Origin of the sequence: Streptococcus sp. DTU_2020_1000888_1_SI_GRL_NUU_041A, assembly GCF_032387735.1 — a bacterium.
Classification (GTDB): Bacteria; Bacillota; Bacilli; order Lactobacillales; family Streptococcaceae; genus Streptococcus; species Streptococcus sanguinis.
Window position 1 is genome coordinate 568,718 of the sequence record NZ_CP135591.1, and the last position, 22,156, is coordinate 590,873.

Annotated in this window: 21 protein-coding genes; all 21 read left to right on the plus strand. The window is 41.6% G+C overall.

Annotated elements, in window-relative coordinates; all coding sequences use genetic code 11:
• Positions 1-15: 15 nt before the first annotated feature.
• The 21 genes from RSK81_RS02925 to RSK81_RS03025 all read left to right on the plus strand — a co-directional run bounded on the left by RSK81_RS02925 (position 16) and on the right by RSK81_RS03025 (position 22,120).
• Positions 16-2,769, plus strand: a complete 2,754-nt coding sequence (locus RSK81_RS02925) for an AAA domain-containing protein (protein WP_231908373.1) — start codon at positions 16-18, stop codon at positions 2,767-2,769.
• Positions 2,770-2,801: 32 nt separating this feature from the next.
• A complete protein-coding gene (locus RSK81_RS02930) occupies positions 2,802-3,896 on the plus strand; it encodes a nucleotidyltransferase (protein WP_315687380.1) in 1,095 nt (364 codons plus the stop codon).
• Positions 3,897-4,101: 205 nt separating this feature from the next.
• Complete coding sequence (locus tag RSK81_RS02935) at positions 4,102-4,905, plus strand: DUF6612 family protein (protein WP_002911901.1); 804 nt, start codon at positions 4,102-4,104, stop codon at positions 4,903-4,905.
• A gap of 230 nt (positions 4,906-5,135) precedes the next feature.
• Positions 5,136-5,501: a hypothetical protein gene (locus RSK81_RS02940; RefSeq protein WP_002901011.1), complete on the plus strand. Its 366-nt coding sequence runs from the start codon at positions 5,136-5,138 to the stop codon at positions 5,499-5,501.
• A gap of 268 nt (positions 5,502-5,769) precedes the next feature.
• Positions 5,770-6,486 carry a YebC/PmpR family DNA-binding transcriptional regulator gene (locus RSK81_RS02945; protein WP_002901009.1) on the plus strand — a complete coding sequence of 239 codons (717 nt, stop codon included), beginning with the start codon at positions 5,770-5,772 and terminating at the stop codon, positions 6,484-6,486.
• 310 nt (positions 6,487-6,796) lie between these two features.
• Positions 6,797-7,960, plus strand: a complete 1,164-nt coding sequence (locus tag RSK81_RS02950; RefSeq protein ID WP_002901007.1) for a DUF4352 domain-containing protein — start codon at positions 6,797-6,799, stop codon at positions 7,958-7,960.
• A gap of 187 nt (positions 7,961-8,147) precedes the next feature.
• Entirely contained in the window at positions 8,148-9,293 is a 1,146-nt protein-coding gene (locus tag RSK81_RS02955; RefSeq protein WP_002911902.1) for a M20 peptidase aminoacylase family protein, read from the plus strand.
• Positions 9,294-9,408: 115 nt separating this feature from the next.
• Positions 9,409-10,236 (plus strand): amino acid ABC transporter substrate-binding protein, encoded by an 828-nt coding sequence (locus RSK81_RS02960; protein WP_032913365.1) that lies wholly within the window; start codon positions 9,409-9,411, stop codon positions 10,234-10,236.
• Positions 10,237-10,352: 116 nt separating this feature from the next.
• Positions 10,353-11,735 (plus strand): M20/M25/M40 family metallo-hydrolase, encoded by a 1,383-nt coding sequence (locus RSK81_RS02965; RefSeq protein ID WP_002911904.1) that lies wholly within the window; start codon positions 10,353-10,355, stop codon positions 11,733-11,735.
• A gap of 16 nt (positions 11,736-11,751) precedes the next feature.
• Positions 11,752-12,345 carry an MptD family putative ECF transporter S component gene (locus tag RSK81_RS02970; protein WP_002911905.1) on the plus strand — a complete coding sequence of 198 codons (594 nt, stop codon included), beginning with the start codon at positions 11,752-11,754 and terminating at the stop codon, positions 12,343-12,345.
• Between the two features lie 31 nt (positions 12,346-12,376).
• The gene (locus RSK81_RS02975; RefSeq protein WP_002911906.1) at positions 12,377-13,222 is read left to right on the plus strand and encodes an S-adenosyl-l-methionine hydroxide adenosyltransferase family protein; all 846 of its coding nucleotides are present in this window, start codon (positions 12,377-12,379) and stop codon (positions 13,220-13,222) included.
• A gap of 11 nt (positions 13,223-13,233) precedes the next feature.
• A complete protein-coding gene (locus tag RSK81_RS02980) occupies positions 13,234-13,776 on the plus strand; it encodes an ECF-type riboflavin transporter substrate-binding protein (protein WP_002900998.1) in 543 nt (180 codons plus the stop codon).
• Positions 13,777-14,092: 316 nt separating this feature from the next.
• Positions 14,093-15,079 carry a rhodanese-related sulfurtransferase gene (locus RSK81_RS02985; RefSeq protein WP_002913828.1) on the plus strand — a complete coding sequence of 329 codons (987 nt, stop codon included), beginning with the start codon at positions 14,093-14,095 and terminating at the stop codon, positions 15,077-15,079.
• A gap of 239 nt (positions 15,080-15,318) precedes the next feature.
• Complete coding sequence (locus tag RSK81_RS02990; protein ID WP_315687383.1) at positions 15,319-16,122, plus strand: AraC family transcriptional regulator; 804 nt, start codon at positions 15,319-15,321, stop codon at positions 16,120-16,122.
• A gap of 56 nt (positions 16,123-16,178) precedes the next feature.
• The gene (locus tag RSK81_RS02995; protein ID WP_002911911.1) at positions 16,179-16,592 is read left to right on the plus strand and encodes a VOC family protein; all 414 of its coding nucleotides are present in this window, start codon (positions 16,179-16,181) and stop codon (positions 16,590-16,592) included.
• 9 nt (positions 16,593-16,601) lie between these two features.
• Positions 16,602-16,961, plus strand: coding sequence for a TfoX/Sxy family protein (locus RSK81_RS03000; protein ID WP_002911912.1), 360 nt, complete (start codon positions 16,602-16,604; stop codon positions 16,959-16,961).
• 293 nt (positions 16,962-17,254) lie between these two features.
• Complete coding sequence (locus RSK81_RS03005) at positions 17,255-18,172, plus strand: DUF4299 family protein (RefSeq protein WP_002911913.1); 918 nt, start codon at positions 17,255-17,257, stop codon at positions 18,170-18,172.
• Positions 18,173-18,354: 182 nt separating this feature from the next.
• A complete protein-coding gene (locus tag RSK81_RS03010; RefSeq protein ID WP_315687384.1) occupies positions 18,355-18,615 on the plus strand; it encodes a SemiSWEET family transporter in 261 nt (86 codons plus the stop codon).
• A 219-nt stretch (positions 18,616-18,834) separates the two neighbouring features.
• Positions 18,835-19,596 carry a nucleoside phosphorylase gene (locus tag RSK81_RS03015; protein WP_315687385.1) on the plus strand — a complete coding sequence of 254 codons (762 nt, stop codon included), beginning with the start codon at positions 18,835-18,837 and terminating at the stop codon, positions 19,594-19,596.
• A gap of 9 nt (positions 19,597-19,605) precedes the next feature.
• Positions 19,606-21,291 carry an ABC transporter ATP-binding protein gene (locus RSK81_RS03020; protein WP_315687386.1) on the plus strand — a complete coding sequence of 562 codons (1,686 nt, stop codon included), beginning with the start codon at positions 19,606-19,608 and terminating at the stop codon, positions 21,289-21,291.
• Entirely contained in the window at positions 21,284-22,120 is an 837-nt protein-coding gene (locus RSK81_RS03025; protein ID WP_002925608.1) for an energy-coupling factor transporter transmembrane component T family protein, read from the plus strand. The genes RSK81_RS03020 and RSK81_RS03025 overlap by 8 nt, the downstream gene beginning before the upstream one ends.
• The last annotated feature ends 36 nt before the right edge of the window (positions 22,121-22,156 follow it).

A 22,156-nucleotide genomic window follows, 5' to 3' on the forward strand; every position in this document is an offset into this window, starting at 1 on the left:
TTTGAGGAGTTGAATTTGGAAAATAAACAGACTTTAATTTTTATAAAACAGAAAAATCGGACAGATGATGTTTTATCAATTAAGCCGGGAATAGAGGGCAAAATTAAGGTGAGGTATACAAATAATAAAGAATATTACTATAACAAAGAAGATGTTGAAGAATATCAATTTTTGGAAAAATTACCTGTAGAAAATTATCAATTTAGCCGCTCAGGATGTGGCGCCTATAATAATGTTATCTCTGTTGAAAAATACTCATATTTAGAAAAAAATAAAATAAAAGTTTGTTTTGAACATGACAAGAACGTTATTTTAAATCAAGAGAATTTAAAAATAGAACAATCCGCCTTATTTGAAAAAAAGGCTAATGATGTCTTTGAGTATCTTAAAAAACTTGCCAATTTAAATAATATAAAATCTGATGATGGTAGTTCTCTCTTAGGTAAGAATTATGAAAGAGTTACTTTTGTTTCACAACAATCTGTCTTACATCGTTTCCTATCAGCTTCAAGTACAAAATCTGAATCGGAATCTAAATCTGATGATCAAAGTCTAATATTTCCTTTCGGTTGTAATAATAGTCAACTCATTGCGACGGAAAGAGCTTTGAAAAATCAAATTAGCTTCATTGAGGGACCTCCCGGAACAGGAAAAACTCAAACAATTTTAAATATTTTGTCGAATATTATTTACAGAAATCAGACAGCTTTAGTGGTGTCAAATAATAATTCTGCAATTGCTAATATTAAAGAGAAATTATCTCAACCAGAGATAGCTTTAGATTTTTTGACAGCTACACTGGGCAGTAAAAAAAATAAAGAAAAATTTTTAAAAAATCAATCTTCTCATTATCCTAATTATTTACCAGATATTCTTGAAAATAAAGAAAGAAATCTAAAGTTTGAACTGGTTAAAAAGGCTTTTTCGCTAAAAGAAGAAATAGCAAATATAAAATCACAGATCTCTTTTATTGAGATAGAATATCAACATTTTCAAGATTACATGTCTGATAAGGATCTCTTTGAAGTAGATTTATCAAAGTTATCTCCAAAAGTTCTTTTGGATTTATTGTTAGAGTGTGAAAAAATTTTTGAAAAAAATAGAAAAATCGGTTTTATATTTAAAATAAAAAGTATTTTTAAATATAAAATAAGGAATTTTAGTTTTTATAAGCAAAATCCAGATTTTTTAGCTGCAACGATTCAGAAGAAATTCTATGAGACTGAGTTGGAAAAACTTAATAAAAAGTTATCAAAACTCGAAAATGATTATAAAACGAATTTGGGCGATGAATATATAGCCAATATGATAGAATATTCAAAATCTATTTTGAAAAGTGCTTTGTTAGAAAAATATATTCCTGGGGCGCCTCGGAAAGTAAATAATACAGATAACTCTGCAAAGAATAGGCTAAATTTTTCTAAAAAAATTTTAAAAGATTATCCTATAATCTTAAGTACAACATTTTCTGCCAGAAACTGTGTAGCTGATTCTATGTTGTACGACTATTTAATTATTGATGAAGCCTCACAAGTCGATATTGCTACAGGAGCATTAGCTTTATCATGTGCTAAAAATGTAGTAATTGTTGGAGATCTTAAGCAATTACCAAATATTGTTACAAGGGAAGCAAAAGAAAAGTCAGAATGTTTACGAAAGGATTTGAAGATAAAACCTATATATAGCTTTAAAAAGAGCCTTTTGGAAGTAATGGTAGAATTATTTCCTGAAGAGCCAGCTACCTTATTGAAAGAGCATTATCGCTGTCATCCTAAAATTATTCAGTTTTGTAATCAAAAATTCTATAACGGGAAATTATGTATTATGACTAAAGATCATGGTGAGAAAGATGTGCTTATTGCTTATAAGTCTGTAGCGGGGAATCATGCACGCCAGCACTCAAATCAGAGAGAAATTGATATCATAAAAAAAGAGGTGATTGATTATTATCTATTAGATAATAATACTACAGGAATTATTGCTCCATATCGTAATCAGATTGAGTTGTCTCAAAATCAACTGGAGGAATATATTAGTGAAACTGTACATAAATTTCAAGGTAGAGAATGTGAAACAATAATCCTTTCTACAGTAGATAATCAAATAACACATTTTACTGATGATCCCCACCTATTGAATGTGGCTGTTTCAAGAGCTAAAAATCGACTTATTTTAGTTACTTCTGGTAATAAACAAAAATCAAATATGAATATAACAGATTTAATAGACTATATTGCATATCAAAATTGTGATATCAAAGACAGTATGGTTAGATCAGTATTTGATTATCTGTATAAACAATATGAAGAACGTAGACTAAATTATTTTAAAAATCGGAGCAAACATTCAAAATATGATTCAGAAAATTTGATGTTTGAATTACTAAAAGAAATTCTTACTTCATATTCAGAGCTTGACTTTATCACACAGTACCGATTAAAACATTTGATAAAAGATTTTTCATTGCTGTCATCTGATGAAGCAACATTTGTTAATCAGAGTCGAACCAGTGTAGATTTCCTGATATTTAATAAGGTTACAAAAGTTCCAGTTCTAGCAATTGAAGTTGATGGAGTTAAGTATCATAATAATCCTGACCAAATGAAGCGAGATTCGATGAAAAATAATATTTTCAAAAATTATCAACTTCCTTTACTAAGGTTAGCAACAAATGGTAGCGGCGAAGAAGAAAAAATAAGGATTGCTTTGGCTGATTATAAATCAACTGACGAAATCATTCAGTCAAAAGATATGATTAACAATATTTAAATAGTAATAATTCTATATTCGAGGAGGAATTAATGCCTATCACCGGTATTATCGCAGAGTTTAATCCTTTTCATAATGGGCACAAATATCTGCTGGAGCAGGCTTCTGGTCTGAAAATTATCGCTATGAGTGGTAATTTTGTTCAGCGAGGGGAGCCGGCTATCGTGGACAAGTGGACTCGGGCACAGATGGCTTTGGAAGCTGGAGCGGATCTGGTCCTTGAGTTGCCTTTCTTAGTCAGCGTTCAGGCGGCAGACTTTTTCGCTAAGGGGGCAGTAGACATCTTAGAGAGGCTGGGCATCGAACTGCTGACTTTTGGGACCGAGGAAGTGCTGGATTATGAGAGTATTTCCAAGGTTTATGGTGAAAAGGCAGAGCAGATGGAGGCTTATCTGGCTGGACTGCCTGATTCCCTATCCTATCCTCAAAAGACCCAGGCTATGTGGCAGGAGTTTTCAGGGCTCAATTTTTCAGGCTCTACTCCCAATCATATCTTAGGCTTGGCCTATGCCAAGGCTGCGGCGGGAAAGGCTATAAAACTGTGTCCGATTCAACGTCAGGGAGCTGGCTACCATTCCTTATCAGCTAATCAAGAATTTGCCTCTGCAACTGCCCTTCGTCAGAAGTTGGATCAGCCAGACTTTATCAAAAAATTCACTCCAGCCCATCAATTGCTTGAAATGGCACCCAAGGTAACCTGGTCGGACCTCTTTCCTTATCTTCGATACCAGATAGTGACCTGTCCGGATTTAACGGACTTTTATCAGGTCAACCAGGAGTTGGCCGTTAGGATTAGAGAGGCCTTGAAAAACAGTGAGACTATAGAAGAGTTGGTTGAGCAGGTGGCGACCAAGCGCTATACCAAGGCTCGGGTTCGGCGTCTACTGACCTATATTCTGGTCGGAGCTAGACGAGAAGAAGTTCCATCAGGAATCCATATTTTAGGCTTTTCCGAGCAGGGGCGCCAGCATTTATCCAAGTTTAAGGGAAATGTTGAATTGGTCAGTCGTATCGGCAAGGAGCCATGGGATGGTCTAACCCAGCAGGCTGATAAGGTCTATCAACTAGGCAACTCTGCACTTAGGGAACAGAATTTTGGACGGGTTCCGATTATGAGAGACAAGTAAGGCTGAATGTTCAGCCTTTTTGCTTTGTTTGCGACTGTAAATAAAAAATGGTATAATAAACAAATAAATTTGTTTTCACTAAGGAGCATGATTTGCTTTTTAGCGGTTTGACTGTAGGTATGAAAGCTAGCATTCGGTCAATAAAACATTGCTGTGCTGATTGAATGCTTATCTTTCCTATCCATGTCTCAAAGGAGGAAGACTCATGAAATTCAAAAAGATTACCTTTATGGCACTTACAGCTTTACTGACGCTTAGTTTAGGTGCTTGTAGCTTGATTGGGCAGAAGCATTCTCAAAAGAATCAAGGTGGGACTGAGAATAGCTCCCGTGAGAGCCAGAAGAATACTTCTTCTGACGATATTGAAGAACTCTTGGAGAAAGCAGAAACTGCGAATGAAGATCTAACTTCAATGAAAATGAAGGTGAAATTATCTATCACTGTAGATGGTTCCAATAAAACTCAAACGATGAGCGGAGACCTTCTCTATGATAAAAGCACGGATGAACTGGCCAAGGGGCATTTAGTAATAGATGGAAAAGAGAGCGGTCAGGAGAGTTATCAAGAAGCGATTATGCCAGGTGGAGAGGATAAACTTTTGTATACTCGTTCTTCTAAAAATGGAACATGGACTAAGCAAGAAATGGGAAGCGGGGCAGATTATTATGTTCAGCCCGATTATTTCAAACTCATGGATGGCTTTTATCAAATGGCTGATGATGTCACTGTAAAGGAAAGCGGTGATGAATATGTCTTTAAATTAAGCAGTAAAAATGCTGACTTGCTGGGGCTCTTTGGTGAAGAATTCAAACTAGAGCTGACAGGTGTTACTCAGGCTGATATGGATAAAACGTTAGAAGTACGCTTGGATAAAAAGACCTTATTCTTAAAAGACTTTAAGCTAGGTCTATCTTATAAGGGTGAAGAAGGTAGTTTGGATGTTCAAACAGATACTCAATATTCTGACTGGAATAAGGTAGAGGAAGATGAGTTTAAAGCGCCTCAGTAAAGCATAAGCAAAACGATTAGCTGAGAAAGAAAGGAAAAGTCATGCCTTTATTATTTGCTTTTCGCTATCGTAGGGGACTCTATTTGACCATAGTCATCTTAGCATCTGTTTTTTTAGCCTTAGGCATCATTTTCGGCGCTTTAGCTTCCTTACTCTTGTTTTCAATTGATAAAGCCATGCCTGGATCAGGAATACGTTCGTTCAGTTTGCCTTTTATACTTGCTTTTTTCATGACTGCTGTAGTCGAAATCTTTGCAATAGTTCATGCGGGACGTAAGCTGAGTAAAAATTGCTTTGTTCTTGCGGGAACAGAGTGGGGCTTGACCGTGCGAGGCGCTTTCTTGAAAGAGCATAGCTTTGCTTGGAATCAGCTGGAAAGTGTCTTTTACCGGCCGGCTTGGGGCCGAACTTCTGACGGGCAGGTTTCTTTTCGACTGGGAGTCAGGCACTATCGGAGAGACTACCTATATGTCAAGCCTTATCATGGTAAGTCCGTCCGAGTAGATGTCACATTTTTGGATGGCAGAATAGAGGATGTTTTTGCCTGCTTAAGCAGGTGCAAACCGGATTTGCCTATTGTGAAAAATTATCAGTGATATTTTTGATGGATTTCGGTAAAGGACCGTTATGACAGGCCTGCCGGTTTCGGGAAATAGAATGTACCGTCCAGTTGCTCTTTTAGCGACTGGATTTTTTATGGAATTGAAAACAGAAATCAATTTTGTATCGATTTTAGCCTAGTAGAAGTTGAAGAAACCAACCAGAATCTTCTAGGAACAATCATTTTTTCTTAGTGATTTTTCTGATTCCCTGTGTTATAATAAGAAAGATTAAAAATGTAATTTATCAAAAGGAGAATCTCCAATGGGACGTAAATGGGCCAATATTGTGGCAAAGAAAACGGCCAAAGACGGCGCGAACTCAAAAGTATATGCTAAGTTTGGTGTGGAAATCTATGTAGCAGCTAAAAAAGGTGATCCAGATCCAGAGTCTAACACAGCTTTGAAATTCGTTATTGACCGAGCTAAGCAGGCTCAGGTGCCGAAGCATGTCATTGACAAGGCCATCGATAAAGCAAAAGGAAACACTGACGAAACCTTTACCGAAGGCCGCTATGAAGGATTTGGGCCAAACGGCTCTATGCTGATTGTCGATACCCTGACTTCAAATGTCAATCGGACTGCAGCCAATGTTCGTGCTGCTTTTGGTAAAAATGGCGGTAATATGGGAGCTAGCGGCTCTGTATCTTATCTTTTTGATAATAAAGGCGTGATTGTCTTTGCGGGTGACGATGCCGACAGCGTCTTTGAACAGCTGCTGGAAGCGGATGTGGATGTTGATGATGTTGAAGCAGAAGAAGGAAGCATCACTGTCTATACAGCGCCAACTGACCTTCACAAGGCTATCGTGGCTCTGCGTGAATCTGGCATTCAAGAATTCCAAGTAACCGAGCTGGAAATGATTCCTCAGTCTGAAGTAGAGTTGACTGGTGAGGACCTCGAAACCTTTGAAAAACTTTATAGCGTTTTAGAAGACGACGAAGATGTCCAAAAGATCTATACGAATGTAGATGGATTCTAATTACAGTATAATTATAAGAAGCTGAGTTTATATCGGCTTTTTTAGTTTGAGAAAAAATATTAATGAGATGTTACAAATATATCTTTTGTATTGGTGTTTTGTAAACAAAGTGTAAAAAAAGGGTTTACACTAATAGGCAAATATGGTAAAATAAATTTTAAATTATAATGTTTTTAATTAGAGATGCTTAACTTTCTTAACAGACTATCTTTATAGTTTTGGTAACTAATGGTTATCTTTTCAAGACAAATAAGATATAATTAGTAGCTCTTTTTGATGTTATATTTTATATTATAAAAAGGAGAAAATCATGCAAAAGGTTTTTCGATATTTATTTCTTTCAGTCTTGGTTGTTTTTCTTACTGGTTGTAGCTTTACTAAAAAAGCAAGTGAGAATGGAGTTTCTGGTAATAACGATGTAGATGTTAAAATAAAAGGCGGTACTTATGTCTTGCCAAATGATGAGTCTTCAGATTCAAAATATCTTGCTTTAAATGTTGAAATTAAGAATAAGAGTGATAAGAAACTCCGCCTTTCTGAGGGAGATATTACACTATATAATTCTGATGATGAAAAAATTAAGCCACTTAATGTTTATGATTCAAATGATAAATTTAAAACAATGTCATTTGAACAAGTTTCTAAAAACAAGAGTATCAGCGGCTATGTTGTCTTTGAAGTAGATTCGAAAGAAAAGTACGAACTTCATTATTCTCCTCTCTATACTGATATAGATGCGAAAGAAAAAGAAGATGTCACTATTAAAGTTGATGCTGCTAAATATCCTGATAATGTTGAAAAAATTGAAGACCTTGCTAAACAATATGTTGATCAAGTTTTCTTAAACGGAGCTGACTCAGCTAATGCGGGAAATGTTAGCAACAACAACCCCAATTCTGCGACCCTTACCCCATTAGCAGATAAAAAAGATGATAAGAAGAAAAATAAAGATGCCGATAAGGGAGATGAATTTGTTCTAGGTGGAGATTTAGCTAAGGCCAAGAGTGATTTTACAAAAGCTTTCACAACACAATTTGGAGAAGAATTCACTTACTACAAACCTTCTGAAGCAGAGTTACGTACATTTGTAGATGCCTATGCTAAGGCGAATGCAAAACGTGCTAAGATTAGCTATCAAGTGAAGAGTTTCTTCCCTGAAAGCGCAATTGTCTATGTTCGTCCTGAGACAATTGGCTTGGAAAATATCCGAACTTATGATCTAATTTCAAAATTTGCAGATGAACATAAGGCTGATTACTCTAACTATAATGATGCATACTCTGCTGCTGAAAAATACATCTTAGAACAAGCCCCAAGTCAATTTGACAGCATTCCGTTAGTGACAAGTAAGTACATGGAAAATGAAGGCTATGAACTTAAATTAGTCAAGAAAAATGGCAAGTGGGTAGTTGATACGTCTGATAGTATTGGCTACAAATCGCTTGTTCGAGCATTTAGTGGAAATTCTTATTAAAAGAAAAAATGATTCTTTAATCATATAAAGAGTCATTAATAGAAAGAAACGAACAGATTTATCGAAGCAGATTCTTGCTGATAAATTTGTTCGTTTTACGTTACAAAAACTTCCTATTATAGAAATATCTTATTCTAATTTTCAATAACTGGTACTTATTTTGAGTTTATTTTAGAAGGAGTCTGCCATGAAAAAATTTTATGATAAACTGATGCAAACGCGGCATTATCTTCATCAGCATCCAGAGCTGTCTGGGCAGGAATTTGAAACGACAGCTTTCCTAAAAGGCTATCTGGAAGATTTGGAGATAAGGATTTTAGAATCCAATCTGAAAACGGGCTTGGTTGCCGAGGTTGGCTCTGGCAAGCCGATTATTGCCCTGAGGGCTGATATCGATGCTCTGCCTATTTTGGAGCAGACAGGTCTGCCTTACGCCAGTCAGAATGCAGGCGTTATGCACGCTTGCGGCCATGATTTTCATCAGACCAGCCTTTTGGGGGCAGCGGAGCTGCTCAAGGCTATGGAAGGAGATTTGAGAGGGACGGTTCGTCTGATTTTCCAGCCGGCTGAGGAAACTTCTCTGGGAGCCAGTCAGGTACTTGCGACTGGTTTGCTGGACGATGTGTCTGCGATTATCGGCTTTCACAATATGCCCCAGCTTAAGGCGGGGCAGCTGGCACTTAAAGCTGGAGCCATGATGGCTGGGGTTGAGAAGTTCAAGGTTGAAGTAGAAGGTGTCAGCAGCCATGCGGCTAGGCCAGATTTGGGTGTTGATACAGTATTGACCTTGACCAGTATGATTCAAAATCTGCAGGCTCTAGTGGCCCGCACTGTGTCTCCTTTTGAAGCAGCCGTCTTGTCTGTAACTCATATCGAAGCGGGAGCGACCTGGAATGTACTGCCGCAGTCGGGCTTTTTTGAAGGGACAATCCGCAGTTTCAATCCATCCTTGCAGCAGCGTCTCAAGGAAGACTTTATCCGAATTGTAGAGAACACAGCGGAGAATTTTGGAGCTCAAGTCAGGATTTCTTGGGACCATACACCGCCAGTGACCTATAATGCCCCCGAATTGGCTGAGCTGCTCTATGAGCATTCACAGAATCTGGCAGAGGTCCTGCCTGCCAGTCCTTCATCGGCTGGAGAAGATTTTGCCTTTTATCAGGAGAAGCTTCCAGGCGTCTTTGCCTTTATCGGTTCAAATGGTGCGGAAAATGCTCCTGACCTCCATCATGACAGCATGGTCATTGACGACGAAGCCTTCAAAGTTTCCGTTCCTTACTATGTCGAAAGTGCCCTCTTTCTCCTGCAGCACTACAGGCAGAAAGTCGAGTAAATGACTGCCTCAGAGCTGATAAAGAAAAGCTATCACCTCCATAAAAAATATATAATGGTCAAGTTTCTCCTTATTTGATATGATAAAGAAAGACTTTTTAGGAGGAATTCGAAATATGAACCTGAAGAAAACCTTGAAATACTTCTCTCTGGCAGCCGTCAGTGTCTTGGCCATTGGTGCCTTGGTGGCTTGCTCATCATCAAGTGAGAAGAAAACAGAGAAAACAAAGGTAGAAGTCGGAACAGTGGGGACGACCAAACCATTTTCATACGAGGATAAAGACGGTAAACTGACTGGCTATGATATCGAAGTCCTTCGTGCTATCTTTAAGGGATCAGACAAGTATGAGGTCAATTTTAATAAGACCAAGTGGGCTTCTATCTTTTCAGGTCTGGACAGTGACCGTTACCAGATTGGTGCTAATAATATCAGCTATTCTGAAGAACGTGCTAACAAATATCTCTATGCTAGTCCATATGCGAAAAATCCAACGGTTTTAGTTGTCCGTAAGGGTGAGGGCATCAAATCGCTGGATGATATTGGCGGCAAGTCTACTGAGGTTGTTCAGGGGACTTCAACAGCTCAGCAACTAGAGGACTACAACAAGGAACATAGCGATAATCCGACAAAAATCAATTATACGGACGGAACCATTCAGCAAATCTTGGCTAATCTCAATGACGGCCGTACGGACTATAAAGTTTTTGAGCGCATAACTGTAGAGTCTATTATCAAAGACCAAGGTTTGAATAATCTGGAAGTGATTGAACTTCCAAGCGACCAGCAGCCTTATGTTTATCCGATTATTGCAAGCGGTCAGGAAGACTTGCAAAAATTTGTCAACAAGCGGATTAAGGAACTCTATGAGGATGGTACGCTTGAAAAGCTATCTCAAGAATTCTTTGGCGGATCTTACCTGCCAGACGCAAAAGATATCAAGTAAGAAATCCCATCAAGTCCAGTCTACATTTGACTGACTAGACTTTGATACAAGAAATACGATAAGGGCGGGGAAGCTTATTTCCCCAGCCCTTTATCTGCTGTTAATAGGAGTAACGCATGCCTTTCTCAACTGAGACTGAACAAATCAAGAAATTTGAAAACGACGAGGTAGCCCAGCACTATTTTGAAGTGCTGCGGACCTTGATCTCTAAAAAATCGATCTTTGCCCAGCAGGTTGGTCTTCAGGAAGTAGCCAATTATTTAGGAGAGATTTTTACAGCTGCAGGTGCCAAGGTCATGATTGACGACAGCTATACTGCTCCATTTATTTTGGCGGAGTTTCGTTCTTCAAATCCTGCCGCTAAGACCATTATTTTCTACAACCACTACGATACAGTGCCGGCAGACGATGACCAGCCCTGGACCAATGATCCCTTTACACTGTCGGTTCATTACGGGGTTATGTATGGGCGAGGAGTGGATGATGACAAGGGGCACATTACTGCTCGTCTGACAGCCGTTCGCAAGTATATTCGAGAGCACGGTGATTTGCCGGTCAATATCATCTTTATGATGGAAGGGGCAGAAGAGTCCGCTTCGACAGACTTAGATAAATATCTGGCCAAGCATCGCAAACGCCTGCGAGGAGCGGATTTGCTGGTCTGGGAGCAAGGCAGTCGCAACAATCTAGGGCAGCTGGAAATCTCGGGCGGTAACAAGGGGATTGTTACCTTTGACATGACGGTCAAAAGTGCAGATGTAGACATTCATTCCAGCTTCGGTGGCGTTATCAATTCCGCTTCCTGGTATTTGCTCAATGCTTTATCCAGCTTGCGCAGTCCAGACGGCCGTATCTTAGTTGAAGGAATCTATGAGCAAGTTCAAGAGCCAAATGAACGGGAGATGTCCCTAATTGAGGAATATGCCCTGCGGACTCCTGCAGAGTTGAGTCAGGTCTATGGCTTGAAATTACCGGTTTTGCTGGACGAGCGGAAGGAATTTCTCCGTCGCTTTTACTTTGAACCTTCGCTGAATATTGAAGGCTTCGGATCAGGCTATCAAGGCCAAGGGGTTAAAACCATTTTACCTTCAGATGCCCAGGCTAAGATGGAGGTTCGTCTGGTGCCAGGTCTGGAACCACAAGATGTTTTGGACAAGATTCGTCAGCAGCTGGATAAAAATGGCTATCCAGCGGTTGAGCTGACCTATACCTTGGGAGAGATGAGCTATCGAAGCGACATGAGTGCACCTTCCATTCTCAATCTTATCGAACTGGCTAAAGATTATTACCAAGAGGGCATCTCTGTTCTGCCGACCTCAGCTGGAACTGGTCCGATGCACACGGTCTATGCAGCCTTGGAGGTTCCTATGGCGGCTTTCGGACTTGGCAATGCTAATAGTCGAGATCACGGCGGAGATGAGAATGTGAAAATTGCTGACTACTATACGCACATAGAGCTCATTCAAGACTTGATTGGTAGTTATCGTCGAGCTGACTAGCGGGAAAGGAAGGCTTATGTTATACTCTATAAGAAAAGACGAACTGAAGCAGGCTGGTTTCTTCTACCTCTTTTATTTCTTAGCCATGCTCTTAGGCGTCTTGGTTGGGCTTTTATTTGACCGCTCCGGCAATATGTTTTACGCTCCGGCTTTTACAGCTTTCTTTGGCGGAGTTCTGTTCATCTTCTATACTGAGAAAATAAAGACCTTCGGTTTGATCAGCGGCCTAGGCTGTCTGCTAGGTCTCTTCTTTCTGTTCAGTCGACATGGCTTTGGAGCCTTTCTACCAGGTTTGATTTGTGGTATTTTAGCGGATCTTATAGCTCGGTCAGGCGGCTATCAAAAGACTGTTAGAAGCTTGCTGTCTTTTATGGTTTTCAGCTTTAGCACAGCGGGTCCTATTTTCCTAATGTGGCTGGCGCCCAAGCAGTATGAAGCTAGTCTTCTTGCCAGAGGAAAGACTCAAGCTTATATCGAGCAAGTCATGCTTAAGCCAGAACCCAGCTTAGTCATCTGGTTTGTAGCCAGCATTTTACTGGGGGCTTTACTTGGAGTCTTGTTAGGAAGGAAAATCCTTAAAGCTAGACATTCCAAGTCAGCTTCGGTCTAAATACCATTGAAAATATAACTAAGGAGAAAATATGAACAATTTACTCGTGCTCCAGTCGGACTTTGGTCTGGTAGATGGAGCTGTGTCAGCCATGATCGGAGTGGCGCTAGAAGAGTCGCCCACTTTGAAAATTCATCATCTGACTCACGATATCACCCCTTACAACATCTTTGAGGGGAGCTATCGTCTCTTTCAGACAGTTAATTACTGGCCAGCAGGAACGACTTTTGTGTCAGTAGTGGATCCAGGCGTTGGTTCCAAGCGTAAGAGTGTGGTAGCCAAGACTAAAAAAGGACAGTACATCGTCACGCCTGACAATGGTACCCTATCTTTCATCAAGAAGCATGTCGGAATTGAGGCCATTCGGGAAATTTCTGAAGTGGAAAATCGCCGCAAGGATACTGAGCATTCCTACACTTTCCACGGCCGTGATGTCTATGCCTATACGGGTGCTAAGCTAGCCAGCGGCCATATCAGCTTTGAAGAAGTCGGACCAGAACTCAAGGTCGAAGACATCGTCGAAATTCAGGTAGTCGAAACTACGCTTGCGGATAATTATGTCAGCGGAGCTATTGATATCCTGGATGTCCGCTTTGGCTCTCTTTGGACCTCTATCACCCGCGAAGAATTCTGCACCTTAAAACCAGAATTTGGCGACCGCTTCGAGGTTACCATCTACAATAATGACATGCTGGTTTATCAAAACCAAGTAACCTATGGCAAGTCCTTTGCGGATGTCCGCATCGGTCAGCCTATCCTCTATATCAACTCCCTCTATCGGGTTGGCTTAGCGATTAACCAAGGTTCCTTTGCTAAGGCCTACAATGTTGGTGTCGGTGCCCAGTGGCATATTGAAATCAAGAGAATTGAAAATTAAGGAAGAAGAAAATGAAAAATAATACAATCAGAAACGTAGTCGCAACAGGAATTGGAGCAGCCCTATTCGTGGTCATCGGAATGATTAATATTCCAACGCCTGTACCCAATACCAGCATCCAGCTCCAATATCCCCTGCAAGCTCTTTTTAGCGTCATCTTTGGTCCAATTGTCGGTTTCCTGATGGGCTTCATTGGCCACGCCATTAAAGACGCTATGAGCGGTGGAGGACTTTGGTGGTTCTGGATTGCCGGCAGTGGAGTCTTCGGTCTATTGGTTGGCTTCTTTAGAAAATTCTTCCAAGTGGAAGAAGGCAAATTTGAAGTCAAGGACATTATCCGCTTTAACTTGATTCAGTTTGGAGCCAATGCAATCGCTTGGCTAATCGGCCCGATTGGTGACGTGATTGTATCTGGTGAGCCGGTCAATAAGGTTATTGCTCAAAGTATTGTAGCAATTCTGGTGAATTCTGCGACAGTAGCAGTCATCGGTACAGTCTTGCTGACTGCTTACGCTCGCACCCGCACCCGCGCAGGAAGTCTGAAAAAGGATTGATTACATCAAAAATTGAAAGATTGGGAGAATTCCCAGTCTTTTTTTGTACAAAATAAAAAACATAATGTAAATTATATATTGTATTATAGAAATTTATAAAGTGAAAGGAGAATCTGTAAGATAATGGCAGAAAAAGCGCTTTGAGAAGTATTTGGACCAATTGGAAGAAGAGAGATAAGTTGTCCTTCTCATTTAAACTTTCCAGCTCTGCTATTTTTCAAACAAATATTTTGCCCAGTTTTTTCAATCAGGTTATAATAAATAGATGAATTAAAAAATTCAGAAAATTTTATAGAGAAAAGAGAGTTGAAATCTTATGGCAAAAGATATTCGCGTCCTACTTTACTACAAATATGTTCCGATTGAGAATGCTGAGAAATTTGCAGCTGATCATCTGGCTTTCTGTAAATCTATCGGTCTTAAAGGCCGTATCTTGGTGGCAGATGAGGGAATCAACGGAACGGTTTCTGGTGATTATGAAACCACTCAAAAATACATGGACTATGTTCATTCCCTACCAGGCATGGAAGACCTTTGGTTCAAGATTGACGAAGAAAATGAGCAAGCTTTCAAGAAAATGTTTGTTCGCTACAAGAAAGAAATCGTGCACTTGGGCTTGGAAGACAATGATTTTGACAATGACATCAACCCGCTGGAGACGACAGGAGCTTACCTATCACCTAAGGAATTTAAGGAAGCACTCTTGGACGAAGACACTGTTGTCTTAGACACTCGTAACGACTATGAGTACGATCTGGGTCACTTCCGCGGAGCTATCCGTCCAGACATCCGCAACTTCCGCGAATTGCCGCAATGGGTTCGTGATAACAAGGAGAAGTTCATGGACAAGCGCGTGGTTGTATACTGTACCGGTGGTGTTCGCTGTGAGAAATTCTCAGGCTGGATGGTACGTGAAGGATACAAGGATGTCGGTCAGCTTCATGGTGGTATCGCGACTTATGGCAAGGATCCAGAAGTCCAAGGTGAGCTTTGGGACGGTAAGATGTATGTCTTTGATGAGCGTATCTCCGTTGATATCAACCGTGTTGATCCAGTCGTGATTGGGAAAGACTGGTTTGACGGTACTCCTTGCGAGCGCTATGTCAACTGTGGCAATCCAGAGTGTAACCGCCGCATCCTGACTTCAGAAGAAAATGAAGACAAGTATCTCCGTGGCTGTTCTCATGAATGTCGTATTCACCCTCGCAACCGCTATGTTGCTGAAAACGGCCTGAGCCAGGCAGAAGTAGTAGAGCGTTTGGCTGCTATTGGAGAAAGCTTGGAAACATTGGTGGCTCAGTAATTTAATTGTGAAGATAAAAAACTTTAGATGTTTCAAGCGTCTAAAGTTTTTTATCATTTATCTACAGGTAAAAGTCTTGTTGGACAGAGGTTTGGAAAAGCTGACTATTTCCGCTGATTCTTGGGACATCTCGCGGAGCATCACTTGATTTCTTCTTTTCTTTATTCAGGTTTCGATGTTTTGTCCCTTCTTTTTGATGTGATATAATGGGCTTAAATAAATGGGAAAGGAGCAAGTCTATGTCTAAAGCTATCATGGAAGAAGTGGCAGCCTATCTGCGTCAGCATGCAGATGAAGAGCTGAGTCTGACCGATTTGGCTCAGTATTTCCATTATAGTCCTTCTCATCTATCCAGAACTTTCAAGAAAAAGATGGGCTTTTCTATCAAGCAATATATGGAAGCTCTTAAAATGGAAAAAGGGATTCAGGAAATTGTGGAAGGACGGCAAAATGTGACCGAGACCTCTATGGAAGCTGGTTATGATAGTCTAGGCAGTTTTTCCAATACGTTTAAGCGGCATACTGGACTTTCGCCTAAAAAATATTACCAGGAATCAACCAAGGCTTATGATTTTATAGTCAAACAGCTGGATGAGAGGGGAGCTTTGTTACATCAGGAGCCCGACTGTAAAAGTGGCAATCGGTTGACTGTGGCGCTATCTTATCCTGAGGGGTATGAACCACGCATTAGCTGTGTCGGGCTTTTTAAAACCCGCATACCCAAAGAAGAGCCGGTTATCGGAGTAGCACTGAGTCAGGAGAGACGGTTTACTTTTGAAAATGTACCGGATGGTCACTACTATCTTTTGGCCTGTGAATTGCTGGAGGATTTACGCCTAACTAAAAACTATGTCTTGAAGCATAACTTTCGCTGGGGCAGCGATGAGCCTCTCACTTTTTCAGGCGATAGCATCTATCAAGAGGAAATCAGCATGCGCAGGCCCTTACCCAGCGATCCACCTATTACAGTTAATCTTCCAGTTTTAATCATGCGTTCCCTAGCCAAACAAGAGCAATTGAGAATAAGAAAATTTTTATCCTAATTGATAAACTGATACTAGAGATTTATTCTCAGATATAAGAAATCGGAGGAACAATAATGAAATTAGACGTGTTTTTAAGTTTTAATGGTCAGGCCGAAGAAGCTTTTCGTTTTTATGCGGATGTTTTTCAGACAGAGATAAAGGGACTTGTCCGAGCCAGTGAGATGCTGGATCCAGCAGACCTTCCTGCAGAAAGACGGGATAAAGTTGCCTGGATTGCCTTAGATACGGAAAACTTAACCCTGAATGGTGAGGATGTAGGCGTTTTTAACGACCTATCAATTCCTAGCAATCACCAGCCCAATCAATGGTTAGTTCTGAGCCCAGACAGTAGAGAAGAAGCCGATGAGCTCTTTGCCAAACTTGCTGAAGGTGGACAAATTCTCTATCCTTTAGAGGAACAAGCTTTCGCAGAGTTTTATGGTCGCTTGATTGACCGTTTTGGCATCGGCTGGGATGTGATGAAATGAGGTAGAAGGATGGCTTATAGTGAATCCCTAGCCCAGCAAGTCCGTGCCATTTTAGCTACTGAACTTCCTCCTCATGTTTTTGAAGAAGAGATGGAAGAGAAGAAGATGTTTGGTGGTTTGGCTTTTATGGTCCGAGGTAAGATGACCGTTACTGTGAGTTCGAGAAGTCAAGAGCTTATCATGGTACGCATCGGTAAGGAAATGGAAAAGCAGGTTCTGCCTAAAAATGGTGCTAGCGTGACTTTAATGAAGGGTAGGCTTTATCATGGCTATATTGATTTAGATGGCGAAGGACAAAAAGAACTGTCTTACTGGATCAAGCTAGCCTTGTCCTACAATCAGGAGCTGACGCAGCAGAATAAAAAATGAGAAGTGCTCAGATGAGTTTGGCTTTCTTAGAAGTTTATTCATTGTCTTTTTATGAAATTCAAATATATTCTTAGAATCTGTATTGATGAAGCTTTCAATCGAAAAGTATCTTCATGGATACAGGTTTTTTCGTCTTTTTCTTCCAAAAATGTTATACTAATACCAGAGTCCGTTTTGCGAATGAAGTTTATCTTTAAAAGTCTTGGAGAAAAGCTAGTTTGTACCAGTATTGAGTTTTGATTTTGCATTTTCTCGCTTTTTGAAAGGCTTTTGTCGTTAGAAAGGAGCATGGTATGAGTATTTCTTTTTACATTCAGAACCGAAAGGGCTTGTTTAGCTATAAGGCGGTCGAAACACCCTTGTCTCTGGTTTCCTTAGTAGAAGGGCTTGAGGTCATAGGCCTCGAGGGCGATAAGGCTTATCAATCCTTGGATCAGGTCGGAACTTTTCTGGCTGTCTATTGGGAAGGGGCAGGCCGCGGGTTTGAAGTTTATTATCTGCCAGACCGGGAAACCTATCAGGTCCGCGTCTTGACACCATCAACTGTGGGTGATTGGAAAGGGGCCATTCTCTTCATGAGTCGTTTGGCTCAAAAGATGAAGCAGGATATTGTCGATGAATACGGCACCACATACACTGCTGACGGGATTTTTAATATTGATCTTGAAGCGGATATTCTCTACGGCCTGAACGATGCCAGAGTTGCAGCTGCGCCTATGCATGTTTTCGAAGGCTATGCTCATGATTTGTATATGTCGCAGGAAAAACTTCTGGAACTTTTCAAGGCAGAAGATCCTGTGGAGGAGTTTGGCAGGCAGATGGCTGAGATGCAGCAGGTTCAGAGTCAATTTTCTACTCCTAAGTATTATAAGGATCAGGGTGGGAAATACCTGGGTTCTTATGTCTTGGCAGAAGGAGTGGACACAGTCCTTCCAACTCAGCCCATGCCCAAGGGCTACCTGATTAAAGAGATGATTGAGAGCGGTGCTAGTCAAGATATGGAATGGCATCTTCATATCCTGATAGAGGATGCCAGCAGTCCGCAGGGGTATAAATATCTGACAACAAAGGATTTAAAAGCTTTTTTAGAGAAGATTCCGGACACTCACCGTAGCTATCTGGATTCCAGCCAGATCCGGATTCAGCCACTTAGTCGACTGGAACTGGAAGCCATTTTAGATCAACTTCCCGATGGAGAACCGAAGTTTTAAAGGCTAGGAAAATCTACTTTTTGAATCTTAACAGAGCTGCCAAAAGGCGGCTTTTTTTAGGGCTATCAGCAGTTCTCACAATTTTGTGACTCTTTTCGTTTTGATAACATTATTGAAAATATCTTGAAAATTTCAAAAAGAAGCTATAGAATAGAGGTCAGTTTTATAAAAAGGAGAACGAAATGAAAGAAAAACACATGCTAATCTTGGGCTGGGTGGCCACTTTTATGTCTGTTATGATGTATGTTTCCTATATCCCACAGATTATGAATAATCTAGCTGGTAACAAGGGTGACTTTATCCAGCCTTCAGTAGCTACTCTAAACTGTACACTCTGGGTCATTTATGGTTTATTTAAAGAGAAGCGGGACATTCCTTTGGCAGCGGCTAATATGCCGGGCATCGTATTTGGCTTGATTACTGCTGCAACAGCCCTTATGTAAGATGAGATTGGGAGTTTTGCCCAGTCTTTTTTTGTTGGAAACTCATTGGGCAAAGAACTCACTTCACTTGAGCTATAGAGCCTGCCTATGGCTTTGGCTATGTAGAAAATATGCAGGCAGCGTTCAGCAGACCGCCTTTTTATGATACAATGGTAAGATGAAGTCAGTAGACATCTGCTGACTGTTTCATCAGGAAGAAAGGGATAAGAGGGCAAGCCTATGATACTTGAAGAATTTGACCAAAGTCGCAAGGCCATCATTAACCCAGAGGACTTGAATGAATCCATAGAGGGTTTTCCGGAGACGGCTGTTTCCTGCTTTGCTAGGGAGACCTTTGCGCGGATGTTGGCGGATTTTGATTATGAACTGATTACGACAACTAGCATGGCTAATATTGAAATTCCTATCTATCGTATTTTTGCAGATGGACGGGAACTGGCTCTCTTCAATGCACCGGTTGGAGCTTCGGCCTGTGTAGCTATTCTGGAAGACTTGATTGCTTTTGGCATAAAGAAACTGGTGCTTTTTGGTACTTGCGGTATCTTGGATGAGGAGATTAAGGAAACGTCCGTCATTATCCCGACGGAGGCCCTGCGTGATGAGGGGACTAGCTATCACTACCAGCCAGCTAGCCGTGAGCAGGAAGTCAATCTTGGCTTGAAAGATTTTCTGACGGCTTTTCTGGATGAGCGCGGTATTTCCCATAGCAAGGGCAAGGTCTGGACGACAGACGGCATTTACCGTGAGACGGTAGCTAAACTCCGCCAGAGAAAGGCTGAGGGAGCTATCTGTGTGGATATGGAATGCTCAGCTGTAGCGGCTTTAGCAGCTTTTCGAGAGATAACCGTCTGCCAGTTCTTCTATGCAGCCGACCACTTATCAGAGGAAGCTTGGGATATGCGCAACCTGGCCAATCATGCAGACTTAGACGAAAAAGATAAGATTGCCAATCTAGCGATTCAAATCTCTCTGGCACTATAGAGAAATAAGATGAAAAAACCAATTATCCAATTTGAAGACTTTAGCTTTCAATATCAAGCCCAGTCTGAGCCGACCCTGAAGCAGATTAATCTGACTATTTACGAGGGGGAGAAGGTTCTGATTGTCGGTCCGTCTGGCTCTGGTAAATCAACGCTGGGCCAGTGCCTCAATGGAATTATACCTAACATTTATAAAGGAGAGGCCAGCGGTCAGCTTTTGATTAAGGGGCAGCCAGCCTTTGAATCCAGCATTTATGATAAGTCCAATCTAGTCAGCACGGTCTTGCAGGACACGGATGGCCAGTTTATCGGGCTTAGCGTAGCAGAAGATTTGGCCTTTGCGTTGGAAAATGATGTGATGGAGCTGTCGCTTATGCGCGAAAAAGTCCGAACCTGGTCAGAGAAGCTGGATTTATCAGAGCTTTTGCAGCATCGGCCCCAGGATTTATCAGGCGGTCAAAAGCAGCGCGTTAGTCTGGCTGGAGTTTTGATTGACGAGAGTCCTATTCTGCTTTTTGACGAGCCCTTGGCCAATCTGGATCCCAAGTCAGGGCAGGATACCATTGATTTGATTGACCAGCTTCATCGGGAGACGGCAACGACGACTCTGATTATCGAGCACCGCTTGGAAGATGTTCTTTACAGACCGGTAGACAGAATAGTGCTTGTCAATGACGGACGCATTCTCTTTAATGGACAGCCGGATGACCTGCTCAGAACCCAGCTGCTAGCTGAAAATGGTATCCGCGAACCACTCTACATTACGACCTTGCGCCAGCTGGGCGTTGAAGTGGAAAAGACTGAAGACTTGTCCCGCTTGGATCAGCTGCAGCTAGCAGATGTGACCTTTGAGGGCAGGGACTGGTCTGACTCTGACAAAGAGTCTCAGGAGCCCTTGCTGGAACTGGAGCACGTTTCCTTTGCTTACCAGAGCGGCGGCAAGCCTATTTTGCAGGATATCAATCTGAAGATTTTCAAGGGTGAGCGGATAGCCATCGTTGGTAAAAATGGAGCTGGTAAGTCAACCCTGGCCAAGGCCCTCTGTCAGTTTATCGAGACTGAGGGGAGCTATAGCTGGCAGGGTCAGGATATCAAAGGAGACTCCATCAAGGAGCGAGCTGAGCGGATTGGCTATGTCCTGCAGAATCCCAATCAGATGATTTCGGCAGCCATGATTTTTGATGAAGTGGCTCTAGGCTTGCGCTTGCGCGGACTGGCAGAAGCGGAAATCGAAGAGCGGATCCATGCGGCTCTTAAAACGTGCGGCCTCTATGAATTCCGTAGTTGGCCGATTTCGGCCCTGTCTTTCGGCCAGAAGAAGCGGGTGACTATTGCGTCTATCTTGGTGCTGAATCCGGAGATTATCCTCTTGGATGAACCGACAGCTGGCCAGGACCAGCGCCATTATACAGAGATGATGGACTTTCTAGACGAGCTCAACCAGCAGGGACATACGATTATCATGATTACCCATGATATGCAGCTGATGCTGGATTACTCAGATCGGGCAGTAGTTGTGGTGGATGGTCAGATTTTAGCCGATAAGGCGCCTGCTCAGGTTCTGACAGATCAAGAGTTGATTGCAGCGGCTCATCTAAAGGAAACGTCAATCTTTGCTCTGGCTGAGAAGATTGGTGCCGATCCTCTGGCTTTGACCGAGTTTTATATGCGAAAAAAGGAGGACAAGCATGCTTAATCAGCGAAAATTAATCGGCTACCATTCAGGCAACACGTTTCTTCATGGTCTGTCCGGTGCCAGCAAGATGCTGTTCTTCGTTCTGGTATCAGTGGCGGCCATGATTAGTTACGATACTCGCTTTTTGCTGGGGCTAGCCCTGCTGTCCCTCTGTCTCTTTCGGCTGTCCCGTATCCGCATCCGAGACATTTCATTTGTTTTAGTCTTTGCGGCATCCTTTGCTGCTCTTAACTTAGTGATGGTCTATCTTTTTGCGCCTGAGTATGGTGTCGATATCTACGGGGCCAAAGATGTCCTCTGGACCGGATGGGGAGCTTATAATCTAACAGCTCAGGAGCTGTTCTACCTCTTTAATCTCCTGCTCAAGTATGTTTCTACTATTCCTCTGGCAGTGATTTTCCTCATGACAACCCATCCCAGTCAGTTTGCTTCCAGCCTGCATCAGCTTGGTATTTCTTATAAAATTGCTTACGCAGTCAGTCTGACGCTCCGCTATATTCCAGATTTGCAGGAAGAATTCTTCCTAATCAGAATGTCTCAGGAAGCGCGTGGGCAGGAATTATCCAAGAAAGCCAAACTGGCTCAGCGCGTGAAGGGAAATCTGCAGATTATCATTCCGCTGATTTTCAGCTCACTAGAGCGCATCAATACCATTGCCACAGCCATGGAGCTGCGCCGTTTCGGAAAAAATAAAAAACGGACCTGGTATACCTATCAGGCTCTAAGCAAACGAGATATGCTGGTACTGACACTGGCAGTCGCCTTTCTATTACTCTGCTTTGTCCTCTTCGCAGTCAATCACGGCCGCTTTTATAACCCGTGGAGGTAGGATGGAGCATGTTCCTTATGAAGGTATGATTTTCTA

What these genes read in the sequence shown, in the direction of transcription:
- RSK81_RS02930 (WP_315687380.1), top strand. Translation starts at nt 2,802, where the DNA reads ATGCCTATCACCGGTATTATCGCAGAGTTTAATCCTTTTCATAATGGG.
- RSK81_RS02935 (WP_002911901.1), top strand. Translation starts at nt 4,102, where the DNA reads ATGAAATTCAAAAAGATTACCTTTATGGCACTTACAGCTTTACTGACG.
- RSK81_RS02940 (WP_002901011.1), top strand. Translation starts at nt 5,136, where the DNA reads ATGACTGCTGTAGTCGAAATCTTTGCAATAGTTCATGCGGGACGTAAG.
- RSK81_RS02945 (WP_002901009.1), top strand. Translation starts at nt 5,770, where the DNA reads ATGGGACGTAAATGGGCCAATATTGTGGCAAAGAAAACGGCCAAAGAC.
- RSK81_RS02950 (WP_002901007.1), top strand. Translation starts at nt 6,797, where the DNA reads ATGCAAAAGGTTTTTCGATATTTATTTCTTTCAGTCTTGGTTGTTTTT.
- RSK81_RS02955 (WP_002911902.1), top strand. Translation starts at nt 8,148, where the DNA reads ATGAAAAAATTTTATGATAAACTGATGCAAACGCGGCATTATCTTCAT.
- RSK81_RS02960 (WP_032913365.1), top strand. Translation starts at nt 9,409, where the DNA reads ATGAACCTGAAGAAAACCTTGAAATACTTCTCTCTGGCAGCCGTCAGT.
- RSK81_RS02965 (WP_002911904.1), top strand. Translation starts at nt 10,353, where the DNA reads ATGCCTTTCTCAACTGAGACTGAACAAATCAAGAAATTTGAAAACGAC.
- RSK81_RS02970 (WP_002911905.1), top strand. Translation starts at nt 11,752, where the DNA reads ATGTTATACTCTATAAGAAAAGACGAACTGAAGCAGGCTGGTTTCTTC.
- RSK81_RS02975 (WP_002911906.1), top strand. Translation starts at nt 12,377, where the DNA reads ATGAACAATTTACTCGTGCTCCAGTCGGACTTTGGTCTGGTAGATGGA.
- RSK81_RS02980 (WP_002900998.1), top strand. Translation starts at nt 13,234, where the DNA reads ATGAAAAATAATACAATCAGAAACGTAGTCGCAACAGGAATTGGAGCA.
- RSK81_RS02985 (WP_002913828.1), top strand. Translation starts at nt 14,093, where the DNA reads ATGGCAAAAGATATTCGCGTCCTACTTTACTACAAATATGTTCCGATT.
- RSK81_RS02990 (WP_315687383.1), top strand. Translation starts at nt 15,319, where the DNA reads ATGTCTAAAGCTATCATGGAAGAAGTGGCAGCCTATCTGCGTCAGCAT.
- RSK81_RS02995 (WP_002911911.1), top strand. Translation starts at nt 16,179, where the DNA reads ATGAAATTAGACGTGTTTTTAAGTTTTAATGGTCAGGCCGAAGAAGCT.
- RSK81_RS03000 (WP_002911912.1), top strand. Translation starts at nt 16,602, where the DNA reads ATGGCTTATAGTGAATCCCTAGCCCAGCAAGTCCGTGCCATTTTAGCT.
- RSK81_RS03005 (WP_002911913.1), top strand. Translation starts at nt 17,255, where the DNA reads ATGAGTATTTCTTTTTACATTCAGAACCGAAAGGGCTTGTTTAGCTAT.
- RSK81_RS03010 (WP_315687384.1), top strand. Translation starts at nt 18,355, where the DNA reads ATGAAAGAAAAACACATGCTAATCTTGGGCTGGGTGGCCACTTTTATG.
- RSK81_RS03015 (WP_315687385.1), top strand. Translation starts at nt 18,835, where the DNA reads ATGATACTTGAAGAATTTGACCAAAGTCGCAAGGCCATCATTAACCCA.
- RSK81_RS03020 (WP_315687386.1), top strand. Translation starts at nt 19,606, where the DNA reads ATGAAAAAACCAATTATCCAATTTGAAGACTTTAGCTTTCAATATCAA.
- RSK81_RS03025 (WP_002925608.1), top strand. Translation starts at nt 21,284, where the DNA reads ATGCTTAATCAGCGAAAATTAATCGGCTACCATTCAGGCAACACGTTT.